General features: G+C 59.3%; 30 protein-coding genes. 14 read left to right on the forward strand and 16 right to left on the reverse strand.

Annotated elements, in window-relative coordinates:
- Positions 1 to 13: 13 nt before the first annotated feature.
- Entirely contained in the window at positions 14 to 994 is a 981-nt protein-coding gene (locus HGP17_RS06300; protein ID WP_168806945.1) for an ABC transporter substrate-binding protein, read from the reverse strand.
- Between the two features lie 243 nt (positions 995 to 1,237).
- Between HGP17_RS06300 and HGP17_RS33505 the strand changes: the two genes are divergently transcribed.
- The 3 genes from HGP17_RS33505 to HGP17_RS06310 all read left to right on the forward strand — a co-directional run bounded on the left by HGP17_RS33505 (position 1,238) and on the right by HGP17_RS06310 (position 3,012).
- Complete coding sequence (locus tag HGP17_RS33505) at positions 1,238 to 1,531, forward strand: YccF domain-containing protein (RefSeq protein WP_246703957.1); 294 nt, start codon at positions 1,238 to 1,240, stop codon at positions 1,529 to 1,531.
- A complete protein-coding gene (locus tag HGP17_RS33510; protein ID WP_246703958.1) occupies positions 1,513 to 1,725 on the forward strand; it encodes a YccF domain-containing protein in 213 nt (70 codons plus the stop codon). The genes HGP17_RS33505 and HGP17_RS33510 overlap by 19 nt, the downstream gene beginning before the upstream one ends.
- A 228-nt stretch (positions 1,726 to 1,953) precedes the next feature.
- Positions 1,954 to 3,012 carry an aldo/keto reductase gene (locus tag HGP17_RS06310; RefSeq protein ID WP_168806947.1) on the forward strand — a complete coding sequence of 353 codons (1,059 nt, stop codon included), beginning with the start codon at positions 1,954 to 1,956 and terminating at the stop codon, positions 3,010 to 3,012.
- An 18-nt stretch (positions 3,013 to 3,030) separates the two neighbouring features.
- Here the strand turns inward: HGP17_RS06310 and HGP17_RS06315 are convergent, their stop codons facing one another.
- Positions 3,031 to 4,260, reverse strand: a complete 1,230-nt coding sequence (locus HGP17_RS06315; protein ID WP_168806948.1) for a PLP-dependent aminotransferase family protein — start codon at positions 4,258 to 4,260, stop codon at positions 3,031 to 3,033.
- A gap of 157 nt (positions 4,261 to 4,417) precedes the next feature.
- Between HGP17_RS06315 and HGP17_RS06320 the strand changes: the two genes are divergently transcribed.
- Positions 4,418 to 5,005, forward strand: a complete 588-nt coding sequence (locus HGP17_RS06320; RefSeq protein ID WP_168806950.1) for a class I SAM-dependent methyltransferase — start codon at positions 4,418 to 4,420, stop codon at positions 5,003 to 5,005.
- 49 nt (positions 5,006 to 5,054) lie between these two features.
- On the opposite strand, the gene ilvC is transcribed toward HGP17_RS06320, so the two are convergent.
- Complete coding sequence (ilvC, locus tag HGP17_RS06325) at positions 5,055 to 6,074, reverse strand: ketol-acid reductoisomerase (RefSeq protein ID WP_168806952.1); 1,020 nt, start codon at positions 6,072 to 6,074, stop codon at positions 5,055 to 5,057.
- Positions 6,075 to 6,118: 44 nt separating this feature from the next.
- Positions 6,119 to 6,769 (reverse strand): TetR/AcrR family transcriptional regulator C-terminal domain-containing protein, encoded by a 651-nt coding sequence (locus HGP17_RS06330; protein WP_168806954.1) that lies wholly within the window; start codon positions 6,767 to 6,769, stop codon positions 6,119 to 6,121.
- 323 nt (positions 6,770 to 7,092) lie between these two features.
- Between HGP17_RS06330 and HGP17_RS06335 the strand changes: the two genes are divergently transcribed.
- A complete protein-coding gene (locus HGP17_RS06335; protein ID WP_168806955.1) occupies positions 7,093 to 7,425 on the forward strand; it encodes a hypothetical protein in 333 nt (110 codons plus the stop codon).
- A 25-nt stretch (positions 7,426 to 7,450) separates the two neighbouring features.
- On the opposite strand, the gene HGP17_RS06340 is transcribed toward HGP17_RS06335, so the two are convergent.
- A complete protein-coding gene (locus HGP17_RS06340) occupies positions 7,451 to 8,359 on the reverse strand; it encodes an AraC family transcriptional regulator (RefSeq protein ID WP_168808121.1) in 909 nt (302 codons plus the stop codon).
- A 202-nt stretch (positions 8,360 to 8,561) separates the two neighbouring features.
- On the opposite strand from HGP17_RS06340, the gene HGP17_RS06345 reads away from it, so the two are divergent.
- On the forward strand, positions 8,562 to 9,605 hold the full coding sequence (locus HGP17_RS06345) for an NAD(P)-dependent alcohol dehydrogenase (RefSeq protein ID WP_168806956.1): 1,044 nt from the start codon (positions 8,562 to 8,564) through the stop codon (positions 9,603 to 9,605).
- A gap of 38 nt (positions 9,606 to 9,643) precedes the next feature.
- On the opposite strand, the gene HGP17_RS06350 is transcribed toward HGP17_RS06345, so the two are convergent.
- The gene (locus HGP17_RS06350; RefSeq protein ID WP_168806957.1) at positions 9,644 to 10,906 is read right to left on the reverse strand and encodes an NAD(P)/FAD-dependent oxidoreductase; all 1,263 of its coding nucleotides are present in this window, start codon (positions 10,904 to 10,906) and stop codon (positions 9,644 to 9,646) included.
- A 106-nt stretch (positions 10,907 to 11,012) separates the two neighbouring features.
- Positions 11,013 to 11,477, reverse strand: a complete 465-nt coding sequence (locus HGP17_RS06355) for an Lrp/AsnC family transcriptional regulator (protein ID WP_168806958.1) — start codon at positions 11,475 to 11,477, stop codon at positions 11,013 to 11,015.
- Between the two features lie 161 nt (positions 11,478 to 11,638).
- On the opposite strand from HGP17_RS06355, the gene HGP17_RS06360 reads away from it, so the two are divergent.
- The 4 genes from HGP17_RS06360 (at position 11,639) to HGP17_RS06375 (ending at position 15,593) form a co-directional block, all read left to right on the forward strand.
- Positions 11,639 to 12,358 carry an aspartate/glutamate racemase family protein gene (locus HGP17_RS06360; protein ID WP_168806959.1) on the forward strand — a complete coding sequence of 240 codons (720 nt, stop codon included), beginning with the start codon at positions 11,639 to 11,641 and terminating at the stop codon, positions 12,356 to 12,358.
- 71 nt (positions 12,359 to 12,429) lie between these two features.
- Positions 12,430 to 13,359 (forward strand): bifunctional helix-turn-helix transcriptional regulator/GNAT family N-acetyltransferase, encoded by a 930-nt coding sequence (locus tag HGP17_RS06365; protein ID WP_168806960.1) that lies wholly within the window; start codon positions 12,430 to 12,432, stop codon positions 13,357 to 13,359.
- 346 nt (positions 13,360 to 13,705) lie between these two features.
- Entirely contained in the window at positions 13,706 to 14,323 is a 618-nt protein-coding gene (locus tag HGP17_RS06370) for a TetR/AcrR family transcriptional regulator (protein ID WP_168806961.1), read from the forward strand.
- A 55-nt stretch (positions 14,324 to 14,378) separates the two neighbouring features.
- Positions 14,379 to 15,593, forward strand: coding sequence for an MFS transporter (locus HGP17_RS06375; protein ID WP_168806962.1), 1,215 nt, complete (start codon positions 14,379 to 14,381; stop codon positions 15,591 to 15,593).
- Here HGP17_RS06375 and HGP17_RS06380 read toward each other — a convergent pair whose 3' ends face one another.
- Together HGP17_RS06380 and HGP17_RS06385 are read right to left on the reverse strand one after the other, a co-directional pair.
- Positions 15,594 to 16,841 carry an NAD(P)/FAD-dependent oxidoreductase gene (locus tag HGP17_RS06380; RefSeq protein ID WP_168806963.1) on the reverse strand — a complete coding sequence of 416 codons (1,248 nt, stop codon included), beginning with the start codon at positions 16,839 to 16,841 and terminating at the stop codon, positions 15,594 to 15,596.
- Positions 16,842 to 16,851: 10 nt separating this feature from the next.
- Positions 16,852 to 17,268, reverse strand: a complete 417-nt coding sequence (locus HGP17_RS06385) for a helix-turn-helix domain-containing protein (RefSeq protein WP_168806965.1) — start codon at positions 17,266 to 17,268, stop codon at positions 16,852 to 16,854.
- Between the two features lie 138 nt (positions 17,269 to 17,406).
- Here HGP17_RS06385 and HGP17_RS06390 point away from each other — a divergent pair, with 138 nt between their 5' ends.
- The gene (locus HGP17_RS06390; RefSeq protein WP_168806967.1) at positions 17,407 to 18,294 is read left to right on the forward strand and encodes an SDR family oxidoreductase; all 888 of its coding nucleotides are present in this window, start codon (positions 17,407 to 17,409) and stop codon (positions 18,292 to 18,294) included.
- Positions 18,295 to 18,482: 188 nt separating this feature from the next.
- On the opposite strand, the gene HGP17_RS06395 is transcribed toward HGP17_RS06390, so the two are convergent.
- The 3 genes from HGP17_RS06395 to HGP17_RS06405 all read right to left on the reverse strand — a co-directional run bounded on the left by HGP17_RS06395 (position 18,483) and on the right by HGP17_RS06405 (position 21,544).
- Positions 18,483 to 18,914 carry a hypothetical protein gene (locus HGP17_RS06395; RefSeq protein WP_168806969.1) on the reverse strand — a complete coding sequence of 144 codons (432 nt, stop codon included), beginning with the start codon at positions 18,912 to 18,914 and terminating at the stop codon, positions 18,483 to 18,485.
- Positions 18,915 to 19,497: 583 nt separating this feature from the next.
- Positions 19,498 to 20,250, reverse strand: a complete 753-nt coding sequence (locus HGP17_RS06400; RefSeq protein WP_168806971.1) for a pyridoxine 5'-phosphate synthase — start codon at positions 20,248 to 20,250, stop codon at positions 19,498 to 19,500.
- A 166-nt stretch (positions 20,251 to 20,416) separates the two neighbouring features.
- Positions 20,417 to 21,544 (reverse strand): ATP-dependent RecD-like DNA helicase, encoded by a 1,128-nt coding sequence (locus tag HGP17_RS06405; protein ID WP_168806973.1) that lies wholly within the window; start codon positions 21,542 to 21,544, stop codon positions 20,417 to 20,419.
- 150 nt (positions 21,545 to 21,694) lie between these two features.
- Between HGP17_RS06405 and HGP17_RS06410 the strand changes: the two genes are divergently transcribed.
- Genes HGP17_RS06410 through HGP17_RS06420 form a run of 3 tightly spaced genes read left to right on the forward strand, consistent with a single transcriptional unit; the run spans position 21,695 to position 23,413 of the window.
- The gene (locus tag HGP17_RS06410) at positions 21,695 to 22,075 is read left to right on the forward strand and encodes a hypothetical protein (RefSeq protein WP_168806976.1); all 381 of its coding nucleotides are present in this window, start codon (positions 21,695 to 21,697) and stop codon (positions 22,073 to 22,075) included.
- Positions 22,059 to 22,613 carry an RNA polymerase sigma factor gene (locus HGP17_RS06415; RefSeq protein ID WP_168806978.1) on the forward strand — a complete coding sequence of 185 codons (555 nt, stop codon included), beginning with the start codon at positions 22,059 to 22,061 and terminating at the stop codon, positions 22,611 to 22,613. Before HGP17_RS06410 ends, HGP17_RS06415 begins: the two co-directional genes overlap by 17 nt.
- A complete protein-coding gene (locus HGP17_RS06420; RefSeq protein ID WP_168806980.1) occupies positions 22,610 to 23,413 on the forward strand; it encodes an anti-sigma factor in 804 nt (267 codons plus the stop codon). The genes HGP17_RS06415 and HGP17_RS06420 overlap by 4 nt, the downstream gene beginning before the upstream one ends.
- Positions 23,414 to 23,558: 145 nt before the next feature.
- Here HGP17_RS06420 and HGP17_RS06425 read toward each other — a convergent pair whose 3' ends face one another.
- The 4 genes from HGP17_RS06425 to nthA are packed head-to-tail and all read right to left on the reverse strand — an operon-like array spanning position 23,559 to position 25,586.
- Positions 23,559 to 23,879 carry a hypothetical protein gene (locus HGP17_RS06425; protein ID WP_168806982.1) on the reverse strand — a complete coding sequence of 107 codons (321 nt, stop codon included), beginning with the start codon at positions 23,877 to 23,879 and terminating at the stop codon, positions 23,559 to 23,561.
- A gap of 48 nt (positions 23,880 to 23,927) precedes the next feature.
- Entirely contained in the window at positions 23,928 to 24,299 is a 372-nt protein-coding gene (locus HGP17_RS06430; RefSeq protein ID WP_168806984.1) for a nitrile hydratase accessory protein, read from the reverse strand.
- Positions 24,286 to 24,945 (reverse strand): nitrile hydratase subunit beta, encoded by a 660-nt coding sequence (gene nthB, locus HGP17_RS06435; protein ID WP_168806986.1) that lies wholly within the window; start codon positions 24,943 to 24,945, stop codon positions 24,286 to 24,288. The genes HGP17_RS06430 and nthB overlap by 14 nt, the downstream gene beginning before the upstream one ends.
- Entirely contained in the window at positions 24,942 to 25,586 is a 645-nt protein-coding gene (gene nthA, locus HGP17_RS06440; protein WP_168806988.1) for a nitrile hydratase subunit alpha, read from the reverse strand. Before nthA ends, nthB begins: the two co-directional genes overlap by 4 nt.
- Between the last annotated feature and the right edge of the window lie 14 nt (positions 25,587 to 25,600).

The following is a 25,600-nucleotide window of genomic DNA, read 5'->3' on the forward strand; positions in this document are numbered from 1 at the left end:
AATCCGGGTCGGATTACTTCGACTTGAAGTAGGTGGAGAAGGTCTTCAGGTCCTGATCCGTGTTCTTGAGAGCATCGGCTGCATTCAACGGCAAAACCTTGATGCTGTCACGTGCCGGGAATCCTTCCGGCAGCGGCGTGCCGTTGCGAGCCGGAATATAGCCGAGCTTCAGGAAGCCTTCCTGGCCCTTTTCGGAAAGAACGTAGTCGACGAATTTCTTGGCGGCATCCGCATGTTGCGTGCCGGCAAGAATGCCGACCGGCTCCGTGACGGCCGAAACACCTTCCTTCGGGAAGACGAATTCCAGCGGAGCGCCCTTGGCCTTTTCGCGGATCGGCATGTAGTCGACGATCATGCCATAGGCTTTTTCACCGGAAGCGACCGACTTCAGCACGGCGCCGTTGCCGCCTGCAGCGATTGCACCATTCTCGGCGAGATTCTTGTAGTAGTCCCAGCCGAGGCTGCTGACGCCGGCCAGCGTCTGCGCGTGGATGAGAGCCGCACCCGAAGCAAGCGGGCTCGGCATTGCGACGAGGCCCTTGGCTTCCGGCTTGACCAGATCCTGCCAGCTCGTCGGCTTCATGGCGGCTGCGGTGTTGTAGACGATGCCGGTCGTGATCAGCTTGGTCGAGTAGTAATAACCGTCGGCGTCATAAAGCGAGGCGTCGTAATTGGCGGCTTCCGGCGACTTGTAGGCGAGCAGCTTGCCGGCTTCCTTCAGGCGCTCGAGCGTCACGGTATCGGCGATCAGCAGAACGTCGGCGACAGGAGCGCCAGCCTGCATTTCAGCCTGCAGCTTGGCAATGATCTGCGGCGTGCCGTCACGAACCCAATCGACCTTGACGCCGGGATTGGCGGCCATGAAACCATCGACGGTCGCCTGCGCATCGGCATTCGGCTGGCTGGTGTAAAGGACGAGATCGGCGGCGTTTGCACTACCGGAGAAAAGAGCGATGGCCAGAAGGCCGGCAAAGGCGGAAACAAAGGTCTTCATAAACGTCCTCGTCTGGATAATTAGAAGCGTTCTCTAGACGCGCGGCTTAACATGATTGTGACAACTTGTAATACCGAGAACAACTGGGTGGCGGCGAAGTCCCTCCGCGTTGGATCGCCGTGTCTGCTCAGAGCGAGTTACCCAGACAGCGTTATGCAATCTAGTTGCATCCATTTGGCCCCGATTGACTTCAATGATTGGAAATTCTACTAGAGGTAGATAGTTTAGGGGGTGGGCAATAGCATGCGTTTTGTTGGCAATATTATTTGGTTTGTTTTCGGTGGGGCAATCCTCGCGCTTCTCTGGCTTTTCGGAGCACTGATTTTCGCAGTGTCGATTATCGGCCTGCCGATATCCCGCGGCGCAATCGAGATGGCGAAATTGTCCGCTTTTCCATTCGGCAAGGATGTCGTGCACGTTCGCGAACTTGACGGTAAGGGACTGACGGCTGTCACGGCGTTGACCGGGACGATCGGCTTCATTGCCAATATTGTCTGGGCCATCTTTTTTGGATCCCGTTGTTTTTCGGCTATCTGATTGCCGGTGTTCTGAATTGCCTGACGATCATTGGCATCCCTTTCGGCATTCAGTCGTTCAAGCTGGCAGGTCTATCCTTCTGGCCCGTCGGTCGGCGTGTCGTATCCAAGGAACTCGCCGAAGTCGCGCGCATGCGCAACGCCCAGGACAAGCTCGATAAAATTCGCGGCTCAAAGGCGATTGCTGGAGCCTGACTGAAACGCCGGAAACTGTTGGAGCGATCTGCAGTCCCAAATTGGGCTTGCTTGCCTAGAGTGTCGATCTTGAATGCAATTGGATATTGAACGTGATCAATCCAAGACGCGCATCGCCTTGGATTGATCAAAGCATGCGCATTCATAAGATGATTAAACCTTGACCATCGCCGTCTCGCGCTATTTTCTGAGGCACGTATTTCAGACGGGATCGAGGAGGATAGATCTATGGAATATCGTCTGCTTGGCCGTTCCGGCCTCAAAATCTCCGCCATCACCATGGGCACCATGACCTTCGGTGGAGTCGGCTGGGCAAAAACCGTCGGCGATCTCGGCATCAAGGATGCAAAGAAGCTAGTCGACATGTGCATCGATGCAGGCGTCAATCTGCTCGACACCGCTGATGTCTATTCGCAGGGCGCATCGGAAGAAATCCTTGGCGAGATCATCGGCGGTCCGCGCAAGAATGGCGTGCTCATCGCCACCAAGGCTCGCTTTCCGATGGGCCCAGGCCCCAACGATGCCGGCTCTTCGCGTCAGCACCTCATCAAGGCCTGCGAAGCAAGCCTTAAGCGCATGAAGACCGATGTGATCGACCTCTACCAGCTGCATGAATGGGACGGTCAGACCCCACTCGAAGAAACGATGGAAGCGCTGGACACCCTGGTTCGCCAGGGCAAGGTCCGCTACATCGGCTGCTCGAATTTTTCCGGCTGGCACATCATGAAGGCGCTCGGCGTCAGCGAGCGTGACAAGCGCGAACGCTTCGTCAGCCAGCAGATCCATTACACGCTGGAAGCCCGCGACGCGGAAAACGAACTGGTGCCGATCAGTATCGATCAGGGTCTTGGCATTCTCGTCTGGAGCCCAATTGCGGGTGGCCTGCTGTCGGGCAAACACCGGCGCAACCAGGCGACGCCGGAGGGCACGCGCCAGTTCGCCGGCTGGACGGAACCGCCGATCCGCGATGAAAATCGCCTTTGGAATATTGTCGATACGCTGGTGGAGATTGCCGAGGGTCGCGGCGTTTCCGCAGCGCAGGTTGCTCTTGCCTGGCTGATCGGCCGCAAGGGCGTGACCTCGGTCATCATCGGCGGTCGCACCAAGGCCCAGTTCAAGGACAATCTTGCCAGTGCCGAGCTGAAGTTGACGGACGAGGAGCGCAAGCGGCTCGACGATGTCAGCCTGCCGCCGCTGATGTATCCCTACTGGCACCAGCGCAATACGGCCAGCGACCGGCTGAGCGAGGCCGATCTGGCGCTGATCGGCCCGCATCTGGATAAATGAAGACTATGGCGTGGCGGCTTAGGCCGCCATCGCCCCGATCTCTTCGGCAATCAACCGGCCAAGCCGGGAGATACCTTCCTCGATCATCTGATCGTTGGCGCAGGAGAAGCTGACACGGAAGGTATTGGCTCCACTGCCATCGGCAAAGAATGCCTGACCAGGTACAAACGCGACCTTCGCCGTTTCCAGCGATCGCGCGAGCAGCTTGGCGCCATCCATCCCCTTCGGCAACGTGACCCAGACGAACATGCCGCCTTGCGGCTTCGTCCAGCTCGTGCCGTCAGGCATATATTTCGCAAGCGCCGCCAGCATACAGTCGCGACGGTGGCTATAGGTCTTGCGGACCTTGGCGACCTGCGCCTCGAAGCCACGTTCGGCGACCTGATGAATCGCGATCTGGTTGATGGTCGAGGAATGCAGATCCGCCGCCTGCTTCATCAGCACGAGCTTGCGGATGACAGGCGCATTGGCGACGACGAAGCCGACGCGAAGGCCAGGTGCGAGCGTCTTGGAGAAGCTGCCGCAATAGATCGTGCGCGTGTCGTTGATGTTGCCCTTACGCGCGATTTCCAGCGCGAGGATCGGCGCCACCGGCTCGCCGTCGTAGCGCAGCGATTGGTAGGCAGCATCTTCGATGATGGCAATATCGAGTTCGTCAGCCAGATCGAGCAGCTTCTCGCGACCTGCCAGATCGACCGTCTCGCCCGTCGGGTTGGCGAAATCGGCCGAGAGATAAGCAAACTTCACGCGGCCACCCGCCTGCGACGCGGCAGTCCGATAGGAATCCGGCGTCCGGTTGCCGTTCGGCGTCAACTGGTCGTAGGTCGGCTCATAGGCATTGAAGGCCTGCAGCGCACCGAGATAGGTCGGCGCAGTGACGAGCGCCGTGTCCTTCGGAGACAGGAAGAGCTTGCCAAGATAATCGAGCCCCTGCTGCGAACCGGAAACGATGAAGACGTTTTCGAGCTCGCAGGGAATGCCGAGTGCCGCCATCTGTCCAACCAGCCATTCGCGCAGCGGCTTGTAGCCTTCGCTGACCGAATATTGCAGTGCCGCGTTGACGGTCGGGCCGGAGAAGATGTCGGCATAAGCCTGCTTGAATTCCGCATCCGGAAACAATGCGGGATCGGGAATACCGCCTGCAAAAGAGATGATATCCGGGCGCTCCAAAAGTTTCAGCAGCTCGCGGATTTCGGAGGCGCGCATACGGCTCGAGCGCGTCGCAAAGATATTTTCCCAATTCAACATGGGGCTTCCTCGTAATTTTTGGTCTTTCCGGCACAAGATCACGCAATAAAAGATAAGTCAACAATGCTGACCTATTTTGTTTTCATTGCCTCGAGGAATCGCAATTTTCCTGATAGAAATGAGCCTCTCAACCCGAGTAAACGAGCCAAAAAAGATCATGAGCACAGATCCGACATCATCGTTCTATGCCGACAATGCCAGCCTCTATGCGGCACGCGAACGCAACCTTCCCAAGAGCCGGCTCGACGTCTTCCTGGCCGCCCTTCCCGCCGGCGCGTCCATCCTGGAACTGGGATGCGGAGCCGGCCAGGATGCCGCCTATATGCTCTCGCGCGGCTTCGACATCACGCCGACGGACGGCTCGGCAGAACTCGCCAATGAGGCCGAGAAGCTGATCGGCAGGCCCGTCCGGATCATGCGGTTCGAGACGCTCGATGCCAGCACTGCTTTTGACGGCATATGGGCGGAGGCCAGCCTCCTGCATGTACCGAGATCCGACCTCCCGGGTATCTTCGACCGGATTCTGCGCGCTTTGAAAGACGGCGGCATCTTCCATAGCAGTTTCAAGGCGGGCGATGCCGAAGGGCACGACACGCTCGGCCGCTACTACAATTACCCTTCGGTTGAATGGCTGACGGCTCTCCTCAGCGCGGGCGGCTGGAAAGACATAGCGATGACCGAAGCCGATGGCGGCGGCTTCGACGGCAAGCCGACGAAATGGCTTTATGTAACGGCTCGAAAATAAAAAAGCCGAGGCTTTCGCCTCGGCCCTTCATCCCGGCGGTGCCGAAAGCTTAGTTGACCGACTTGTCGACCAACTTGTTCTTGCCGATCCATGGCATCATGCCACGCAGCTTGGCGCCGACTTCTTCGATCTGGTGGCTGTCGTTCAGGCGGCGGATACCCTTGAAGCGGGCAGAGCCCGAGCGGTATTCCTGCATCCAGTCCGAGGTGAACTTGCCGGTCTGGATGTCCTTGAGGACGCGCTTCATTTCAGCCTTGGTTTCGGCAGTGATGATGCGTGGGCCGGAAACGTATTCGCCCCATTCAGCGGTGTTCGAGATCGAGTAGTTCATGTTGGCTATGCCGCCTTCATAAATCAGGTCGACGATGAGCTTCACTTCGTGCAGGCACTCGAAATAGGCCATTTCCGGAGCGTAACCGGCTTCGACCAGCGTTTCGAAGCCAGCGCGGATGAGCTCGACGAGACCGCCGCAGAGAACGACCTGTTCGCCGAAGAGGTCGGTTTCGCACTCTTCGCGGAAGTTGGTTTCGATAATGCCCGAACGGCCGCCGCCGACGCCGCAGGCGTAGGAGAGAGCGAGTTCAAGAGCGTTGCCCGAAGCGTTCTGGTGAACGGCAACGAGGCAAGGAACGCCGCCGCCCTTCTGGTATTCGCCGCGAACCGTGTGGCCCGGGCCCTTCGGGGCGATCATGACGACGTCGACCGAAGCCTTCGGCTCGATGAGGCCGAAGTGAACGTTGAGGCCGTGTGCGAAGGCGATTGCAGCGCCGTCACGGATGTTCGGAGCGATATCGGCCTTGTAGATGTCGGCCTGCAGTTCGTCCGGGGTCGCCATCATCATCAGGTCGGCCCAGCCGGCAGCTTCCGCAACGGTCATGACCTTGAAGCCATCAGCTTCAGCCTTCTTGATCGTGGGCGAACCAGCCTTGAGCGCGATCGCAACGTTCTGCGCGCCGCTGTCCTTCAGGTTCAGCGCGTGAGCACGGCCCTGGGAACCGTAGCCGATGACGGCGACCTTCTTCGACTTGATGAGGTTGAGATCGGCATCACGATCGTAATAGACGCGCATTGTTGGTCCTTCCCTTTGCTTGTCTGGGTACAGATTTTAAAATGTCAGACGGTCGCGGCTGCTTCCGCCAATACTTTCTCCGTGCCGTAAAGCCGGAGGAAGGCGCTGACCGCCTTTTCCGCCTGACGGCTCGTGTCCTTCAAACCGGGCTCGCCGAGCAGCATGCGAACATGCAGATCGGAAACGATGAGCCCGTAAAGCGTGTGATATGCCTCGTCGGCATCGTCAAAGCGCAACAGCCCTGCCCGCTTGCCGGCGTCGATCAAGCCGCTGGCGCGGCGATCGATCTGCCTGCGGCCACGCTCGAGCAAGAGCTTGCCGAGCTTGGAGCCGTCGCGGTTCGATTGGCCGATTGCCAGACGGTTCAAGGCGAGCGAGACGTCGCCGGCCAGAACTTCGAGCAGATCGCGGGCAAAGATGACGAGGTGGTCGTGCAGGCTGGTCGTGTTCAGTCGTTCGCCGTTGCGCTCGAAGGTGCGCACCTTGCTCGCCTGATACGCGATCATCGCCGACAGCAGGCCGTCGCGATCGCCAAACCACTTGTAAAGACTTTCCTTCGAGCAATTGGCGGCGCGTGCGACGCCCGAAGTCGTCAGCGCCTTTTCGCCGCCGTCAACGAGGAGGCGCAGCGCCTGTTCCAAAACCGCGTTCTGGCGCGGCGAAAACTCGCTCGACTGTCCTACTTCGCTCAGCACGATGGCTACTCCCAAATGCGTACCGTACGGTACGGTTCGTGGCGCTTTATGCAGCACTGCAGGCTGGTCGTCAAGCGGAATTCGTAGCTGCGCTGCGCAAAAAAGACAGGACTTGTCAGGGAGGGCTTACGACGGATAGAGCTTGCTGCAATCTCACTCTTTGCCGGACCGTTCAGATGAAAATCGAGCATCTGCTTGCCTCCAAGAAATCGACCGGATCAATGCCTGAAAACAAGCACTTGATACTTTTCCGCGTAGTTGGGATCTGTCTCGCGCTCGGCTTGTTCTCGACGCTCGCGTCAGGTCCTTCAACGGCAAAGCCAATGTCCGGACCAATGGGGCACTATTGCGGCAAGCTGCTCTCGAGCGGGAAATTGGTCGATGTCGAGACCATCTTCACGATCGACCGACGCAATCACATCTCAGGCACCTACCGCTTCAACGACGACGGAGAAACAACGGTCGGTTCGCTCTCGGAAATTGGCGCATCGTCCGGTGTGCAGCGCAGATTGCGCTGGTTCGACAAATATGGAATGGGATCGCTGGTGATCCGCTTCGATCGCAACTATCGACGCTTCGAAGGATTATGGGGAACGCAGGATTCCGATCTCAGCTACACCTGGAGCGGTGGCGAGTGCGGCGCGCCCATGAGCTGAGCGCGCTTGGCTTAAACCATCGGTCCTATTCGGCAGCGACCGCACCGCGCATGGCTTCGGCGTCCTTGAGCGGCGGCAGACCATACAGCCGGCTATATTCGCGGCTGAACTGCGAAGGGCTCTGATACCCGACGCGATGGCCGACCGAGCCGACGTCGAGCTTTTCGACAACCAGCAACCGGCGCGCCTCATGTAAACGAAGCTGCTTTTGATATTGCATCGGCGACATCGCCGTCACGGCTTTGAAATGGTGGTGCAGCGACGAAACGCTCATACCCACATGCTCAGCCAGTTCCTCGATCCGCAGCGGCAGGGCAAAATTGCTGCGCAGCCAGTTGACCGCACGCGCAACCCTGTTGCTCTGCCCGCCCGCGGTAGCCACCTGCAACAGCCTCGGCCCGTCCGGACCAGTGAGAAGCCGATAGAGAATTTCCTGTTCGATCAACGGCGCCATCGCCGGTATATCGTCCGGCGTATCGAGCAGTCGCAACAGCCGCAGGGACGCATCGAGAAGCTCCGGCGGCGCGTAGCTGACGGCAAGCCCGCGCATGCCATCGGCCGTCAACGCGTGACGCGGGATGGTCACCCGAGACAGCAACTCGTTGAGGCGCTCATACTCGAGAGACATGGCAAAGCAGAGATAGGGGGACGCATTGGCAACCCCGGTAATCTGAGTCGACACCGGCAAGTCGAGCGCGGTCAGTACATATTGTCCTGCGCCATAGTGGAATGTGTCCGCACCCAGCGTCAGCGACTTTCGCCCCTGCACGACAACGGCAAAGACCGGGCGATATTCCCGATGCTGCAACGGCGTATCGGCCGACTGCCTATGCAGGGACAGGCTGGGGATCGCCGTGTTGAACTCCCCGTCGGACGTGGCGAAGCGGGCAACGATCGAGGCGAGTTCCTGATTGGGGTTGAAAGCCAGTGTCATAGGCAACCGATTGTTTTCGAGCGCAGGTTTTAGTCTATCTAGGTGCCCCCGCCCCTCAGCAAAAGAGCCTCCGCAAATTTAGATTCGCAGGATCGTACATAAAGCTTGCAGGATCGCTCTAACACTGTGGCGACGTTCCGGTGCATAAGTCGGCTCTCCCAGTTTCCACTCCCAACCCAATCCGAAAACAAGGAAATTTCCCATGCCTATCGCAAAGGGTTATGCAGCCACGGATGCGTCCAAGCCGTTGACGCCGTTCACCTTCGAACGCCGCGAGCCGAACGCGGACGACGTCGTCATCGAAATCAAATTCTCCGGCATCTGCCATTCCGACATCCATCAGGCGCGCAACGAATGGGGCAACGCAAGATACCCCATGGTGCCGGGCCATGAGATCGCCGGTATCGTCAGCGCCGTCGGCTCGAATGTGACCAAGTTCAAGGTCGGCGACCGCGTCGGCGTTGGCTGCTTCGTCAACTCGTGCACGACCTGCGCCACCCGCGATCTGGACCTCGAGCACTACATGCCGGGCGTCGTCCAGACCTACAACGACGTCGAGGCCGATGGCACGACGCCGACCTATGGCGGCTATTCGGACTCGATCGTCGTCAAGGAAGGCTATGTCCTGTCGATCCCGGAAAATCTGCCGCTCGACGCCGCAGCACCGCTGCTTTGCGCCGGAATCACGCTTTACTCGCCGCTGCATCACTGGAAGGCCGGTCCCGGCAAGAAGGTCGCGATCGTCGGCATGGGTGGCCTCGGCCATATGGGCGTCAAGATCGCTCATGCCATGGGCGCGGATGTGACCGTTCTCAGCCAAACGCTGTCGAAGAAGGAAGACGGCCTGCGCATCGGCGCCGACCACTACTACGCCACGAGCGATGCCGAGACCTTCAAGACGCTCGCCGGCACCTTCGATCTCATCATCATGACGGTTGGCATCGCTGTCGACTGGAATGCCTATCTGAACCTGTTGAAGGTGGATGGAAGCATGGTCGTCGTCGGCGCACCGGAGCATCCCGTCCCGGTTCATGCCTTCTCGCTGATCCCGGGCCGCCGCAGCCTTTCCGGCTCCATGATCGGTTCGATCAAGGAAACGCAGGAAATGCTCGACTTCTGCGGCAAGCATAACATCGTCTCGGAAATCGAGGTGATCAACATGGATCAGGTCAACGAAGCCTATGAGCGCGTTCTGAAGAGCGACGTTCGCTACCGCTTCGTTATCGATATCGCTTCGCTGGCATAAATAGAAAAAGGCGGCGTCCGATGAGGACGCCGCCTTTTTCAATCGTCACGCATGGTTTCTCGTTGCGTGATCAGCCGGGCGCTGTGCTGCCGGCTGAGATAGATCCACAGCCAGCTCCAGGCGACCGCGATGCGCCATCGCACGCCGATGAGGAAATAGATGTGGGCCAGGCCCCATACCCACCAGGCGAGCCATCCCTTCAATTTGAACCAGCCGAAATCGATGATCGCCGCGCTCTTGCCGATCGTCGCAAGGCTGCCTTGGTGACGATAGTGAAATGGTCCGGGGGCAGCCTTGCCTGCGAGCTTGGCCTTGATCACCTTGGCGACGTAAGCCCCCTGCTGCTTGGCGGCTGGCGCAATCCCCGGCACCGGGCTGCCGTCATCGCGCATCACGGCAGCCGTATCGCCGATCACGAAAATATCCTGCTTGCCGGGCGCCCGCAGATCCTTGTCCACCACCGCACGGCCGGCGCGATCAGCCGGAATATCCAGCCATGTCGCAGCGGGTGATGCCTGCACGCCCGCAGCCCATACGATGGTGCGGCAAGGCACGAAAGCATCACCGATCGTAACCCCTTCGGCAGTGCATGATGTCACGGGCTTGCCGAAACGAAGTTCGACGCCGTGCTTTTCGAGCTCCTTGCGCGCATAGTCCGACAGGTCCTCGGCAAAGGCAGCCAGGACACGCGGACCGGCTTCCACCAGGATAATCCTCGCCTTGCTCGTGTCGATGTTGCGAAATTCCTTCGGCAACGTCGTTCGCGCCAGTTCCGAGATGATGCCAGCAAGCTCGACGCCCGTCGGCCCTGCGCCGACGATGACGAATGTCAGCAGCGCATCACGCACCACCGGATCCGTTTCCATCTCGGCTCTTTCGAATGCCAGGAGCACACGCCGGCGGATCGTCGTCGCGTCCTCGAGGGTTTTCAGGCCCGGAGCCACCGGCTCCCATTCGTCATGGCCGAAATAGGCATGCGTGGCCCCGGTCGCCAGCACCAGAGTGTCATAAGCGATCCGTTGGCCATTCTTCAGAAGTACCTGATGCGCCTCGCCGTCCACGCCGACGACTTCAGCCAGCAGTGTCGTCACTTCGGGCCTGTCCCTGAAGAAGTTTCGGATCGGCCAGGCAATCTCGGAGGTCGCCAGCAACGTCGTTGCGACCTGATAGAGCAGCGGCTGAAACAGGTGATGATTGCGCCGGTCGATCATCGTGATGCGAACCGGAGCACCTTTCAGGTCATTGACGAGCTGCACCCCGCCGAAACCTCCTCCGACAACGACAACGTGATGATCCTGCATGGCAACACCTCATAAATACGTTGACCGAAAACGTAGGGTTGAGGCGCATGGGCAGCAACTATCTTTTATGCATGGCACCCCTGCGGCCATCATGGTTCTTGCTTAATTATTGTGCATAGCTCACCGGAATGGAAACGCCGCCCTTCAGCTCCTCCATGGAGATCGAGGCGGAGACATCGAACAGCTCCACCCGCCGCACCAGCTGCTTGTAAATAACATCATAATGTTCGACGCGCGGCAGGACGATCTTGAGGATGTAATCGTAATTCCCGGTGAGACGATGCGCTTCGACGATCTCGGGAATATCGCTGATGACCTTACGGAAAGCCTCGATCCATTCGTCGGCATGATGCGCGGTCTTGATCAGCGCATAGACCGTGGTCGGTACACTCATTTTCTCGCGGTCGAGCACGACGATGCGGCGGGCAATGTGACCGCTCTCCTCCAGGCGCTGGATACGGCGCGAGCAGGCGGAAACCGACAAAGCTACGCGATCGGCGAGCTCTGTCACGGAGACACCCGCATCCGCCTGCAGAAATTCAAGAATCTTACGGTCACGTTCGTCAAGCATATGCGGCATTCCCATCTAACGCGCCGTCAATTTGCATAAAAAACTGAAAATACGCAAACTATTGCATTGAGACTGCAATAAGCTTCGAAAAATGCAAGCACGCGGCGCGTGAATCACCTCACTATTCCTCCATTCAAACATTAGGAGCGGAGAACAGCATTATGCGTACCATTGGCCTGATCGGCGGCATGAGTTTCGAGAGTTCGGCAGTCTATTATCGCCAGATCAATGAAATGGTCCGCGAGCGGCTGGGCGGTCTCTCCTCGGCCGAGTTGGTCATGTATTCCGTCAACTTCGAAGAGATCGTCGCTCTTCAGAAGGCCGGACGCTGGAACGACGCAGCCGATCGCCTCGCCGATGCCGCGCAGCGCCTGCAATCCGCCGGTGCCGAGTGCGTGCTCATCTGCACCAACACTATGCACCTGATCGCGCCGCAGGTTGCCGAGCGCGTGTCGGTGCCGCTGATCCACATCATTGATGAGACGGCGACAGCGTTGAAGGCCGCGGGCCGGGTCAAGCCGCTACTGCTCGCTACGCGCTACACGATGGAGCATGGTTTCTATGCCGAACGCATGGCCGAAAACGGCGTTTCCATCATGGTCCCAGGTCCCGAAGATCGCACGGTAACGCACGATATCATCTTCAACGAACTCTGCGCCGGCATCATCAAGGACGAGTCGCGCCGCAAGCTGAATGCCATCATCGAGCGGGCCAAGGCAGATGGCGCCGACAGCGTCATTCTCGGCTGCACGGAGATATGCCTCATTCTCGATCCGAAGGCGCTGATCTTGCCGGGCTTCGACACCACGACGATCCACGCCGAAGCGGCTGTCGACTTCGCGCTATCGAACGAAACGTCGAGCAGCAGCTGCGCCGCCTGACTACGCTTAAATTACTTGACTCCGTCAACTAAATATTGGACATCGTCTCCTATGCTTTAGGAGACGATGTCATGACTCTTGCCGCCGAATTCGCGACCATTGATGCTGTCCGCGATTTCAACCGCTTCTACACGAATTTTCTCGGCGTTCTGAACAAGGCCTATCTCGATAGTCCCTACACGCTGACGGATGTGCGCGTGCTGTTCGAAGTCGGCTTTCGCGGCGGTGTCGCGGCTTCGGCGCTGACGCGCGAACTCCATCTCGATCCCGCCTATCTCAGCCGCATCGTCAAGCGTTTTCGTGAGGATGGACTGATCGAAACCACGCCGGACCCGAATGATGCGCGCAGCCAGATCATCAAGGTCACCGAGAAGGGACAAGCGCAGTTCGAGGAATTCGTGCGCCGTTCGCGCGCGCAGATCGCCGGATATTTCGGGAAGCTGGCAATCGGCGCGCCAGAGCATGTGGTGGCCGCCATGCGCACGATCCAGGATACGCTGGGCGCCGACGAAGCCGCAGCCACTCCCGCCATCATCCGCAACCATCGCATCGGCGACATCGGCTGGATCGTGCAGAGCCAGGGGCGATTCTACAGCGAAGAATACGGCTGGGATCATCGCTTCGAGGGTCTCGTGGCCGAAGTCGCGGGGAAATTCCTGTCCAACTTCAATGCGCAGAACGAACGGTGCTGGATCGCCGAACGCTACGGCCTCAACGTCGGTTCAGCAATGATCGCCGACGGCGGCAACGGCGTCGCCAAACTCAGGCTGCTCTACGTCGACAAGGCAGCACGCGGCCTTGGCCTTGGCAAACTCCTGGTCGACGAATGCATCCGCTTTTCGCGCGAGGCCGGCTACCACAAGCTCTCGCTCTGGACCAACGATATCCTCGACACCGCTCGCGCGATCTACATCAAAGCGGGCTTCAAACTGACAGCGGAAGAAAAGCATTGCATGTTCGGGCCCGAACTGAACGGCCAGACTTGGGAACTGGACCTTTGAGGCCACGATAGCCAGAATAGCCGGAAGCCCTAAAAACCTTTCAATACGCAGGATCGTATAGAAAGCTTGCAGGACTGTTCTAACGCTGACGCATCGCGGTAGGCTAAACATAGCCAATGACACCGAACGTCATTCCCTTCCCGTCACCATTGCAAAAGAGCACTGACGCAGCAGGACGTTAGAGCACCACTCCCACCTGACATAGCCAGCAAGCACGGCCACAAACCACTTCTATCCGCGACGCCACATCACGCAAAGCAAAGCAGAGATGTCGATTTAGGGCAGGAAACTTGCTGCAACGCAAAATCTGCTTGATTTGGAAACGATCATTTCCTAAAAGAAACCCATGACAACAAGCACACTCGATATCGCGCCAAAACTTCGCGGCCGCCCCAGGGAATTCGATATGGATTCCGCGTTGGATGAAGCGCTGCGCGTCTTTTCCGAGCGAGGTTACTATGCCGCCTCGATCAGCGAACTGACCGAGGCCATGGGCCTGACGGCCGGCAGCATCTACAAGGCATTTGGCGACAAGCGTGGCGTGTTCCTCGCCGTCTTCAGCCGCTATCGGCAAGTGCGCCAGCAATTGATCGACGACACGCTTGCCACGTCGCCGAACGCCCATGAAAAGCTGCGGGCGCTGGTGACATATTTCGCCGACGCCTCGTGTGGCGAGAGCGGCCGTCGTGGCTGTCTCGTGGTCGGCAGCGCAACCGAGCTTGCGCTGTTCGATGAAGAGGTTGCCGGCCGTGTCGCCGTGGCCTTCGATTTCGACGAAAAGCGCATTCTGGATCTCATTCGCCTCGGTCATTCCGACGGATCCGTGGCGAAGCACGTCGATCCCGAAGGCACGGCCTGCGCCCTGCTTGCCCTGACGAAGGGCATGCGTGTGATCGGAAAGACCGGACGCAACACCGCACAGATGCTCGCCGCCGTCGAGACGGCCATGAAATTACTGAACTGATTTTCATCGCTTTTTCCAGGGAGCACGCTCCCCATATCCCCATCGAGGATGAAACATGCCCGCAACTGCCGCAGTGAGACGGGAGAGCACGCCGCTCCCCGAGAAGACCCTTTCGCCGCTTCTGACATTCATGTTCGCCGCAGCCTGTGGGCTGGTGGCCGCAAATCTATACTATGGCCAGCCGCTTGCCGGCCCCATCAGCCAGTCGCTTGGCTTCAGCCCCGCCGCCACCGGCCTGATCGTGACCCTGACCCAGATCGGCTACGGCCTCGGCCTCCTGTTGATCGTTCCCCTGGGTGACCTTCTGGAAAACCGCAAGCTGGTACTGACACTGGTCGCATTGTCCGCCGTGGCTCTCATCGGCGCGGCCTTCGCATGGTCGCCATCGCTTTTCCTGCTGGCATCGCTCTGTATCGGCCTCGCCTCGGTCGCGGTGCAGGTGCTCGTTCCCTTCGCAGCCCATATGGCGCCGGATGCCAGCCGCGGCGCTGTCGTCGGCAATGTCATGAGCGGTCTGCTCTGCGGCATCATGCTCGCCCGCCCCGCCGCAAGCTTCCTGTCCGAACTTCTGTCCTGGCACGCGGTCTACATCATTTCGGCTGGTATCATGGTCGGGCTGATCGTCATCCTGCGTGTCGTCCTGCCGACCCGCGTTCCGCATACCAAGCTGCATTATGGACAGCTCCTGTCCTCCATGGGCCATCTCGCGCTTCGCACGCCGGTGCTGCAGCGCCGTGCGCTCTATCAGGCCTGCATGTTCGGTGCTTTCAGCCTTTTCTGGACGACGACGCCGCTGCTGTTGGCAAGCCCGGCCTTCGGCTTGACGCAGAACGGCATCGCTCTGTTTGCGCTTGCCGGGGCGGCAGGTGCCGTCGCCTCGCCGATTGCCGGACGCGTTGCCGACCGCGGCTGGACGAAGCTTGCAACCGCCTTTGCACTGGTGCTTGCGATCGTCGCGTTCCTGATCGGCCATTTTTCCGGCAGCGGTTCGCTGCTGGCGCTGGTCACGCTGACACTGTCCGGCATCATGCTCGATTTCGGCGTTCAGACGAATCTGGTGCTGGGTCAGCGCTCCATCTTCGCACTCAGCGCAGAACATCGTAGCCGGCTGAACGGTCTTTATATGGCGACCTTCTTTGCCGGCGGCGCGCTTGGCTCGGCGCTTGGCGGCTGGGCCTATGCGACCGGCGGCTGGAACCTTGCCTCGTGGATCGGCGTCGCCTTCCCCGTCATCGCCCTGCTGGCGTTCCTCACCGAGCGCAAGAACTAATCAAGTCGGCTGCGGCAGCGCCTGCCGCAGCCAATCGCATTCTCGCAGGCCTGCGCCATGGAAGGGATCGACCAATGTGCCGGAAACGATGCCCGCCAGGATTTGCGGCGCAGGCGGCACTCTGGCAATCGTCGCGACCAGCCGATCCCGAACCCAGGCGAGTGCTGCCGAATCCGATTGATAGAACGGCGTGAAAGCCGCCGAAAGCAGCTGGAACAGGCGCACATGCATCCGCCGCGCCCTGGCATAATCCAAAAGAGCCGCCTCGATCGTTTCATTCCGCGCCAGCGCATGCGCCAATGCCGCAACATCGAGAAGCGCCATATTGGCGCCCTGCCCGAGCTGCGGGCTGGTGGAATGCGCCGCGTCGCCAACAAAGACCATCCGTCCGCTAAAGGGCACCATCATGGTGCGATGGGCATAGCGTGCCAGCGTCAGCTGGTCCCAATCGGTGATTTGCTCCAGCAAGGGTTCGCATTCCGGCCAATAGCTGCGGATTGCCTGTTTCCACTGTTCCAGCCCGCGCTTGCGCACCTCATCGGCTTCGCTAACCTTGAGGCTCCAGAACAAGGCCGCCTGCTTCGGCAGGCCGGGCCGTCTGCAGCCGATCGGCAGGACGCCGATCATGACGCTCGCTTTATCGTAACGCTGCGTCAGCGCCGCCTGATCCACCAATCCATCGGGACAATCGAGCGTCGCCCAGAAAGCACCGTAAGTCAGATTGCGCGCTCGCGGTGCGGCTGGCGATGCCGCCGCCAACTCGGAGCGGGCGCCACTCGCATCGATCACGAGATCGTAGGGACCGAGCCGCTCCCCGCCTTCGATGGAGAGATAACTTTCGCCGCCCTCCTCGCTGACGCCGACGACCCGCTGTCCGGTCAGGATCTTGTGTCGCCGTGCGGAGACTTCATCGTAAAGTGTCTCGAATAGCGCGGCGCGATGGACACCGAGCCCATAGCGCCCACCCGGCAGCGCATTGTAGCGAACATCGAGTACGATGCGGCCACGGGCGGTTTCCGTCCCGAACAATCGGTCGATGCGGTTGCCTGCTGCATGAATGGCCGGCCCGAGGCCAAGCGCCTCGAGCACGGTCAAACCGGTCGGCTGCAGCATCAACGCGGAGCCAACGGGTGCCGGACTGTCGAAGCGTTCGATGATGTCGGTCGCGTGGCCCGCACGCGTGAGAAGAAGGGAGGCAGCAAGACCTGCAGGTCCGGCGCCGACGATGGCAATCTTCAAAGGCTTCACGATGGGCGGCTCAGTTTGGCGATTGGTCGAAACGAACCCTCGCAGCCTTCACGGCTTCGTGATTGGCTTCCGCCCAGTTCAGCAGCTGCGCCAGCGGCTCGTAAAGCGAATAGCCGAGATCGGTCAGGCGATATTCGACGCTCGGCGGTTTGGTGGGAAAGACTTCTCGATCGATATAGCCGTCGCGCTGCAAGTCGCGCAGCGTCTGCGTCAGCATGCGCTGGGAGATATCGGGCACCAGCCGGCGCAATTCACCAAAGCGATACGGCCGTTTTGCCAGTGTTTCCAGAAGCAGCACAGACCACTTCCCGCCGATCTGCGAGATCAGATCGCGCACGGGGCAGTTGCCGAAATCGAGGTTGCTGAGATCGACGTCGCGCAGTGGCGGATCTACTTTACGCAGGTTGACGACGGTACTGGCGCTCATGCCGGTTCCCTTTTGGTAACTTGGAGCCGAAAAACTGCCTCCTTTACACCATGAAGTCAATTCCTATTCTAGTGCTAGTCTCTTTTTGAGAGCAACCAGGCCTCCGCGAATTTCCGGTGGTCCAACAAGGGAAAACACATGAGCAGCACTCTTCTCGTCACCGGCGCCGCCGGTCAGCTTGGTCAGCGCGTCATCCATCACCTGCTGGAGACATACAAGGTCGCGCCCGGCCGCATCATCGCCGCCACGCGCAGCCCGGAGAAGCTTGCCGACCTCGCCGCCAAGGGCATCATCACCCGCAAGGCCGATTTCGACGATGCCGCCAGCCTGTCGGCCGCCTTTGCCGGCGTCGATCGCGTGCTGATCATCAGCACCGATGCGCTGGCGGTTCCGGGACAGCGCCTGACGCAACATACCGCTGCCGTGGAAGCCGCCAAGGCTGCCGGCGTAAAACATGTTCTCTACACCTCGATGCCCGCGCCGGAAGACTCTCTCGTCACCTTCGCGCCCGACCACCTCGGCACCGAGAATGCCATCAAGGCAAGCGGCATCGGCTACACGATCCTGCGTGACGCCTGGTACTTCGACAATTATCTCCTCGGCCTGCCGCACAGCCTCGAAACCGGCAAGTGGTACACGGCAACCGGCGGCGGCCGTCTCAGCAATATCAGCCGTGAAGATTGCGCTCTCGCCATCGCAGCCGCGCTGGCCTCCGACAGCACGGAAAGCGTCACCTACACGCTGACCGGCTCGACCGCCGTCACCGTCGAGGACATCGCAAGTGTTGTCAGCCGGATCACCGCCCGCCCGCTTGAAGTCGTTGAGGTAAATGACGAACAGTTCGCCGCTGGCCTTGCCGGCGCAGGCCTGCCACCCTTCGTCGTCAACATGCTCGTCTCCGCCGACGCAAACACCCGCGCCGGCAAATTCGACATCCTGACGAATGATTTCAACAAGCTGACCGGCAAGGAACCGCAGACGCTGCGCGCCTTCTTTGAGGAACACAAGGCTGTATTAGCCGGCTGATTTTTGGAGCGGCCGGGCCGGCCTATCCGCTTGCATTCATTCAGCTCAGTCGTCTCCCCGCGTCGCGGGGAGAGACAACCTTGCACCCTGAAACAACGACCATCGCCGCTGTTCAAAGAGCCTAGCGTCGGGACCAGTTCGTTCCGATTGCCGAAACTCTGTCGAAGACACTTTTGTCTTTCCAATGTTTACTTCTGAAAAAAGCTTACCTGATAATCCATAAGCTCCTCTGGATTTTCCGGCTTAATGAACTCCACAACGAATTCCCGATCCGGGAACTGCCACTGAAGCTTTGCCGCGAAAATTTCAACTAGTCGCTTGCCGAGAAGGATAAGCTTGTCGCTGGATATATCTGCGCATTCCGAATGCTGGATATCCGCGACGTGAAGATGGTTCATCACCCATTCGATAGACCGCCGCGTCGAAGCTGGGGCACTTTCGAACGCTCTAAGCCCTTCTTCGGAAAAACCCTCTACCAAGATGTATTGTCGATGCGCAACAAAGCTTGGCCAGAATATCGAAGAGTATCCGACAGCAAGTGAAAAGTTGCCGACGCACCCGGTCCAGCTTCCAATATCGATGCCGCGGCCGTTGTTCCACTCGCCCAATTCCAATTTCATGCTTTCTGGAATTTAAGTCACGGAACTCCACCTTTCGCTATCCTCTCGGATTGCCGAAATGACGCGACAAGCAATCTGTTACGCATGCGCCACCTCGAGGTTATTGTTTGCGAGGCGCGGACGTTACCATTTTTGGTTAAAACGAAACCAGTCGCTTAATTGAGCGAATAGAAAAGATGGATGTCGCTAGAGTTACTGGCAAAATCATTGAGCAAATCGCCAGTGTCGTTATGGCCCTGTCACAATTATTTCCGTCAGGGCATTGGTCCAGACCGTCTCCGAGAGCCGCGAATCCACCAAACCCAACGACGACAGCATCAATCAGTCCCAACAAAAAGAGCGCAATAAGAATTGCTAACTTAGCAGTCTTCATCAAACGTAACTCTCTATTGCCATGGCGAGCCTTTTTGGGAGCCCAGGCTCGACAGCTCGGTATCGGAATAGAAAAGCTTTTCACACTCGCTTTACGTGTAAAGTACGTGAAAAAGATACCAACAGCAACAAGCTCTCTGTCGTTATTTGACCACCGTCAGAAACAACGACATCAATTTTGTCGCCAGTAATATGCTTGGAGCACTTCCCCTCAAACCACCTGACCGCAAGCCCGGCGGAAGCGCCGCACCGTTTCGGCCATGCCGTATTCCAGCGCATCGGCGGTCAAGCCATGGCCGATCGAGGTCTCGGCAAGCTTCGGAATGCGCTTCATCAGCGCCGGCAGGTTGGCGACAGTCAGATCGTGACCGGCATTGACGTCGAGACCGTTGGCAAAGGCGGCATCGGCGGTCTTGCCGAGCGCTTCGAGAATGACCGCCGCCTTCTGCGGATCGTCGTAACAACCACCATACGGGCCGGTATAGAGCTCGATGCGATCAGTCCCGACATCCTTGGCGATCTTTACCGCTTCGATATCGCCGTCGCCATCGGCAAACAGCGAAACGCGGCAACCGATTTTCTTGTATTTGGCGACGACATCGGCCAGCAGCTCGCGATCCCTGCGAAAATCCCAACCGTGATCCGAGGTCGCCTGTGTGGGATCATCGGGCACAAGTGTCACCTGCTCAGGCTGAGCTGCGGCGCAGAGATCGAAGAATTCGTCTGTCGGATAGCCCTCGATGTTGAACTCCGCCTCCGGAAACTCGTCATCGATCAGGGCGCGAATATCAGGCAGGTCGGAAAAGCGGACATGCCGCTGATCGGGACGCGGATGAACCGTGAGACCGCTGGCGCCGGCGGCAAGCGCGATGCGGCCCAGCCCGGTCACGCTCGGCCAGGGAAGATCACGCCGGTTGCGCAACATCGCGATAGCGTTGAGGTTCACGGAGAGCTTGGCGGGCATGATCGAAATCCCTGATTTTCAAAGCGGACGATATCATCGGTTTTAGGCCATTATGGCCAATAAAACCAACGAGATTCCGACATCAATCCATGCAAAACTTTGATGGCCCAGATAGCGACAAGTCACCGGAGCGCGACATCCGTCACTCAGCGCCCATAACCGCGTATCAGCGAACGATCGTCAGCGTCTCGGCAGCGCGGGTAATAGCCGTATAAAGCCAGCGCTCGCGCGTGTCGCGAAAGGCCCAGCTCTCATCGAACAGCACCACATTGTTCCATTGCGAACCCTGCGCCTTGTGCACCGTCAGCGCATAGCCATAATCGAATTCGTCATAACGCTTGCGGGTCGACCACGGAATCTCACCCTCGACATCCTCGAATGCCTGCTTCAATAGCTTGATCTTGGCGGCGCCACGATCCATGTCGTCATCTTCCGGGCGGATCAGAAGATTGATGCCCGGCTTCGTGGTTTCCCTGGAAGAAGTCATCACCTGCCAGAGCGAACCATTGAGCAATCCCTTGGCGGGATCGTTGCGCAGGCAGACCAACTTGTCTCCGGATTGCGGATACTCAGCCGAAAAACCTTTCAGCTCCCGCAGACGCTGATTGTAACGCCGCCGCGTCCTGTTGGTGCCGACCAGAACCTGATCCGCCTCGAGCACCAGCGGCTGCGTGACATCATTCTTGGAAATCACCTGCGCGGTACCATAATCGCCGTGCATAATTTCCTTGCCCTCACGCACCTGCATGGCGAGCTGGATGATCGGATTGTCACGCGCCTGCCGGTGAATATCCGTCAGCAGATAATCCGGCTCCTCGTTGGTAAAAAACCCGCCGCCGGTCACCGGCGGCAGCTGCCCCGGATCGCCGAGCACCAGAATGGGCGTGCCGAAGCTCATCAGGTCCTTGCCGAGCGCTTCGTCCACCATCGAGCATTCGTCGACGATGATCAGCGCCGCCTTGGCGACCGGGCTCTGGCGGTTGATGGTGAACATCGGGGCGATCGAAGTCTTGCCCGTCTCTTCGTCTTCGACGGCTTCCTCGCCGCGCGGCCGGTAGATCAGCGAATGAATGGTCTTGGCGTTGGAAGCACCGCGCGAGCGCAGCACCTGTGCTGCCTTGCCCGTAAAGGCCGCGAACAGCACATCGCCGTCGACATTCTCGGCAAAATGCCGCGCAAGCGTCGTCTTGCCCGTGCCGGCATAGCCGAACAGACGGAACAGCGGCGAGCGCCCCTCCTTCAGCCATTTGGCAACGGCCTTGAGCGCTTCATCTTGTTGCGGCGCGAATTGCATCGGCCGAATTGGCAGGATTCGGCAGCAGGAAGCAAGCAGTAAAAAATACCTGACAAGCTTGGGAATAAAATCTGGCGCACCCGTGTCTCATGTCCGGCAATGCAAAATGCGACGCCTGGACCCATCGTCCACCATCCGAGGAGAAACATCATGAAGACCATGAGATTCCTGACTGCGCTTGCAGCGGCATCGGCCTTTGCCACCGCCGCTTTCGCCGCAGCACCCGTCAAGACGGTCGAAAGCGCCAAGGGCAAGGTGCTTGCCGGCGAAAACGGCATGACGCTTTATACGTTCAAGAACGACAAGTCGGGCGAATCCAATTGCAACGGCGATTGCGCAAAAGCCTGGCCGCCGCTGATGGCCGATGGCAAAGCCAAGGCAGAGGGTGCATACTCGATCATCACCCGCAAGGACGGGATGAAGCAGTGGGCAAAGGACGGCATGCCGCTCTATTTCTTCGTCAAGGACACAAAGTCCGGTGATGTCGCCGGCGACGGTTTCAAGGGCGTGTGGGATGTCGCGAAGCCCTGATGCGAATGAAAAAGGCGCGGTGGGAACCTCCCCCGCGCCCGATAGCTTCGAGGCGGAGGTGCTGGCGCTCCTCCCCTCGCTGCGACGCTATTCGCGCAGCCTCACCCGCTCGGACGCCGATGGCGAAGACCTGCTTCAGGATTGTGTCGAGAAGGTTTTAATCCGCCGCGGCCAATGGCGCGGGCTGAACCTGCGCGGCTGGATCCTCACCATCATGACCAATCTCCATCGCAACGGGCGGCGCCAGCAAGGCGGCCGCAGTTTCGTCGATATCGATGACAACAGCCATTTGCCGGCAGCCGAAACCGACAACGATCCGCTGCAGCGCTCGCGCCTTGAAACGGCACTCAACAGTCTGGGCGAGGAGTATCGCGCCGTGCTGATGCTCGTGGTCGTCGAGGGCTACAGCTATCAGGATGTCGCAGACATGCTTGAGATCCCGATCGGCACCGTGATGTCGCGCCTGTCCCGCGCCCGCCAGAAGATGACCAGCCTGTTGAATGCCGACAACGTTGTCACGCTTCGGAGACCAAGATGAACGAACACAAACCGACCGTGACCGAAGCGGATCTCCACGCCTTTGCCGATGGCCTTCTGCCGCCGGAAAAGCAGGCAGAACTGCAAGCGTGGCTGGCTGAAAACGCCGAGGACGCCGCTATCGTTGCCGCCTGGCAGACGCAGAACGATGACATCAGGGCCATGTTCTCGCCCTATGCGATATCGAGAGATGGCGACACAAGGCTGATTTCCAGGGATACCGGCACCCCGTCCGTACAGACGTTCCGATCGCACCGAAGCCGCAAGCTGATGATGTTCGCGGCCTCCCTGGCGCTCTTTATCGCCGGTGCCGCGGCGGGCCATTTCGGTCCCAATCTCTTCAGGCCACACGAATTGCAGCTGACAGCGATCGAGGCTCTCCCGCAGCAGGCGCATTCGGCCTTCGTCGTCTATGCCAGCGATGTCCGCCATCCCGTCGAAGTCGGCGCAGATCAGGAAGCCCATCTCGCGACCTGGCTCGGCAAGCGCATGAATGTCGCCGGTCTCAAGGTGCCGAGCTTGCAGCGGCTGGGCTTCCAGCTTGTCGGCGGCCGGCTGTTGCCGATCAACGGCACGCCCGGCGCCCTGTTCATGTATGAGAATGCCACGGGCCAGCGTCTGACGGTTCTGGTCGGGCGCAACAGCGGCAACACCACGACCAGCTTCCGTTTCGCCAGCGACAACGCCGTCGAAACCTTCTACTGGATCGACGGCGATCTTGGCTATGCGGTGACGGGTGAGATCTCGCGGGACATGCTGCGGCAGGTGGCGGACGAGTGCTACAAGCAGTTTTCGTCGTAGCTCGCCTCGAGGGGAAGCATTTCGTCGCCCCCTAGGCTACTTATTTAGCTCCTGCCTCGAAGCACTCTCAACCAGCCTCCGTTGGCACGAGGCTGATCTCCACATGTTTGGCGCTGACGAAACCGCTCACTCCGTAGCTGGCATCCTATTCTATGCGAAAGCTCTGATCCGTCTTCGTAATTTCCAAATCGAAGATGATGCCTGGGACCATATCGAAATCAGTACAACTGATGGCACTCACCCCCTCGAGGATAAGCGTAACGATCGCATGCTTATCCAAGACAAAGTAACCTTTGGCGTCCACCTGGTCTGTCATGTTCCATGCGTGAATACGCAGCAGCCCTGCTCCGCTACCGGAGAAGCTGATCTCCAGCAATTTGGCATCATGGAAGCGGGGTATCCGCCCGAACCACTCAAGCAAAGATTTGCCGCCGGGAATATCGTTTAGCACAGAGGTAGAGGACATGACAGTTCACAAATGGGATGATCGGTTAGGAAACGCTTGTTCGGATGATCAACGGTGAGGATCATTCTCCAGCACGATCGGCTTGCCATGTGGCGTTGCCTCGGCAGCACGTTGCCAGCTTTGTTGCAAAGCCAGGATCGCATGGGCATCGGCAATGCCCTTCGCGACCAGCAGTCCTGACAGAGCAGCGACCCAGCAATCGAAATAATCGCTAGCGTCGACCGCGCGGCCAGCCTTATGCAGCTCGGCTGACAATCGTTCGGCCCATTCGCTCCAGGCAAACAGGCCTTTCTCATGCAGATGAACCGTGATCGCAAAGGCTTCAGCCGCCCAAGGCTCGGGAAAGACCGGCTCGCCATCGGTTGATTTCGGCAGCTGCGGCGATTGCGCCAGAGGCGACGCACTTTCACACGCGCTCAAGATAGCTCTCCCAGGCATCGATCGAGACGGTCAATGAGGGATCGGCACCCTCGCCCCAGATCTCAGTGCCATCGAAGACCACGGTATACACCCATTGCGGATTTTCGCCGCGGCCGTGGGCATTGTCATCTGGAAAAACGAACGACCCCTGCACGGCTTCGACAACGCCTGCCTTGGCGCGAGCATAGCGCGGCAGTCTAGTATGGCCGGTCGGATTGAAATTCTTGGTCCGCACATGATCCCCGACGGCGAAAATCGGGGCGGTCTCGATCGGCCGGTCACAGGGACCGCCCCTGGCCAAGACACCGTCGACCATATCAGCCTTCAGCACTCGCTTCGGCACGTTGCCCTGCTCGATCGTGTGACCGGCTCGTAGCTCCTCGGCCGTTGCAAAACCATGCCGCTCCAGCAGCATGTCGATGCCCCGCGTCCAAACCTCATAATAGCTGGCCGCAAGATAATCGGCCGGCGGAATGTTTTCGCGCGCATGCCGGCTCTCATCGATGTTCCAGGCACCGAAGGCGCCGCAGGAAAGCGTGATGCCGAGCGCGCGCTTTTCCCATTCCGCATGGAAATAAGGCTCATTTTGCTCGGGCGCGACCGGGCCGAAGCCCATCTGGCCGCCGAGATCGTGCGGCCCATTCATAATGCCGCCTCCGACATTCCGGCGACCGCCGTTCCGATCATGGCGTCACGGCTGACGAGATCGGCGAGCGCCGCCTCATCCATGCCCTCGGAGCCGGCGGGCCTCTCCGGGATCACTAGATAGCGAAGCTCTGCCGTCGAATCCCAGACACGGATCTTCGTTTCGTGCGGCAACGTCAAACCGAATTCGACAAGCACGCTACGCGGATCGATCACGGCACGCGAACGATAGGCCGGCGCCTTGTACCAGACCGGCGGCAACCCAAGCACGGCCCATGGATAGCAGGAGCAGAGGGTGCAGACGATCAGATTGTGCGTTTCCGGCGTGTTGAATACGGCGCGCATATGCTCGCCCTGTCGTCCCGTAAAGCCGAGACTTGCGATCGCCGCAGTCGCGTCGCGCCGCAGCCAGTCGGCAAATTCCGGATCGCTCCAGGCCTTCGCCACCACCTGCGCGCCGTTGCGCGGTCCGACCTTCGTTTCATAGGTCTCGACGATGCGATCGATCGCCGCCGGATCGATCAACCCCTTTTCCGTCAGCAGCGTCTCGAGCGCTTTCACACGCGCCTGCATGTCCGAATAATGGTTGTCGTGATGATGGTGATGATGAACGTCGTCATCATGCGAGTGGTAGTGCGACATGGTCGTCTCCTGTC

This window comes from Rhizobium sp. P38BS-XIX, assembly GCF_012641435.1.
In the GTDB taxonomy this organism is placed as follows: Bacteria; Pseudomonadota; Alphaproteobacteria; order Rhizobiales; family Rhizobiaceae; genus Rhizobium.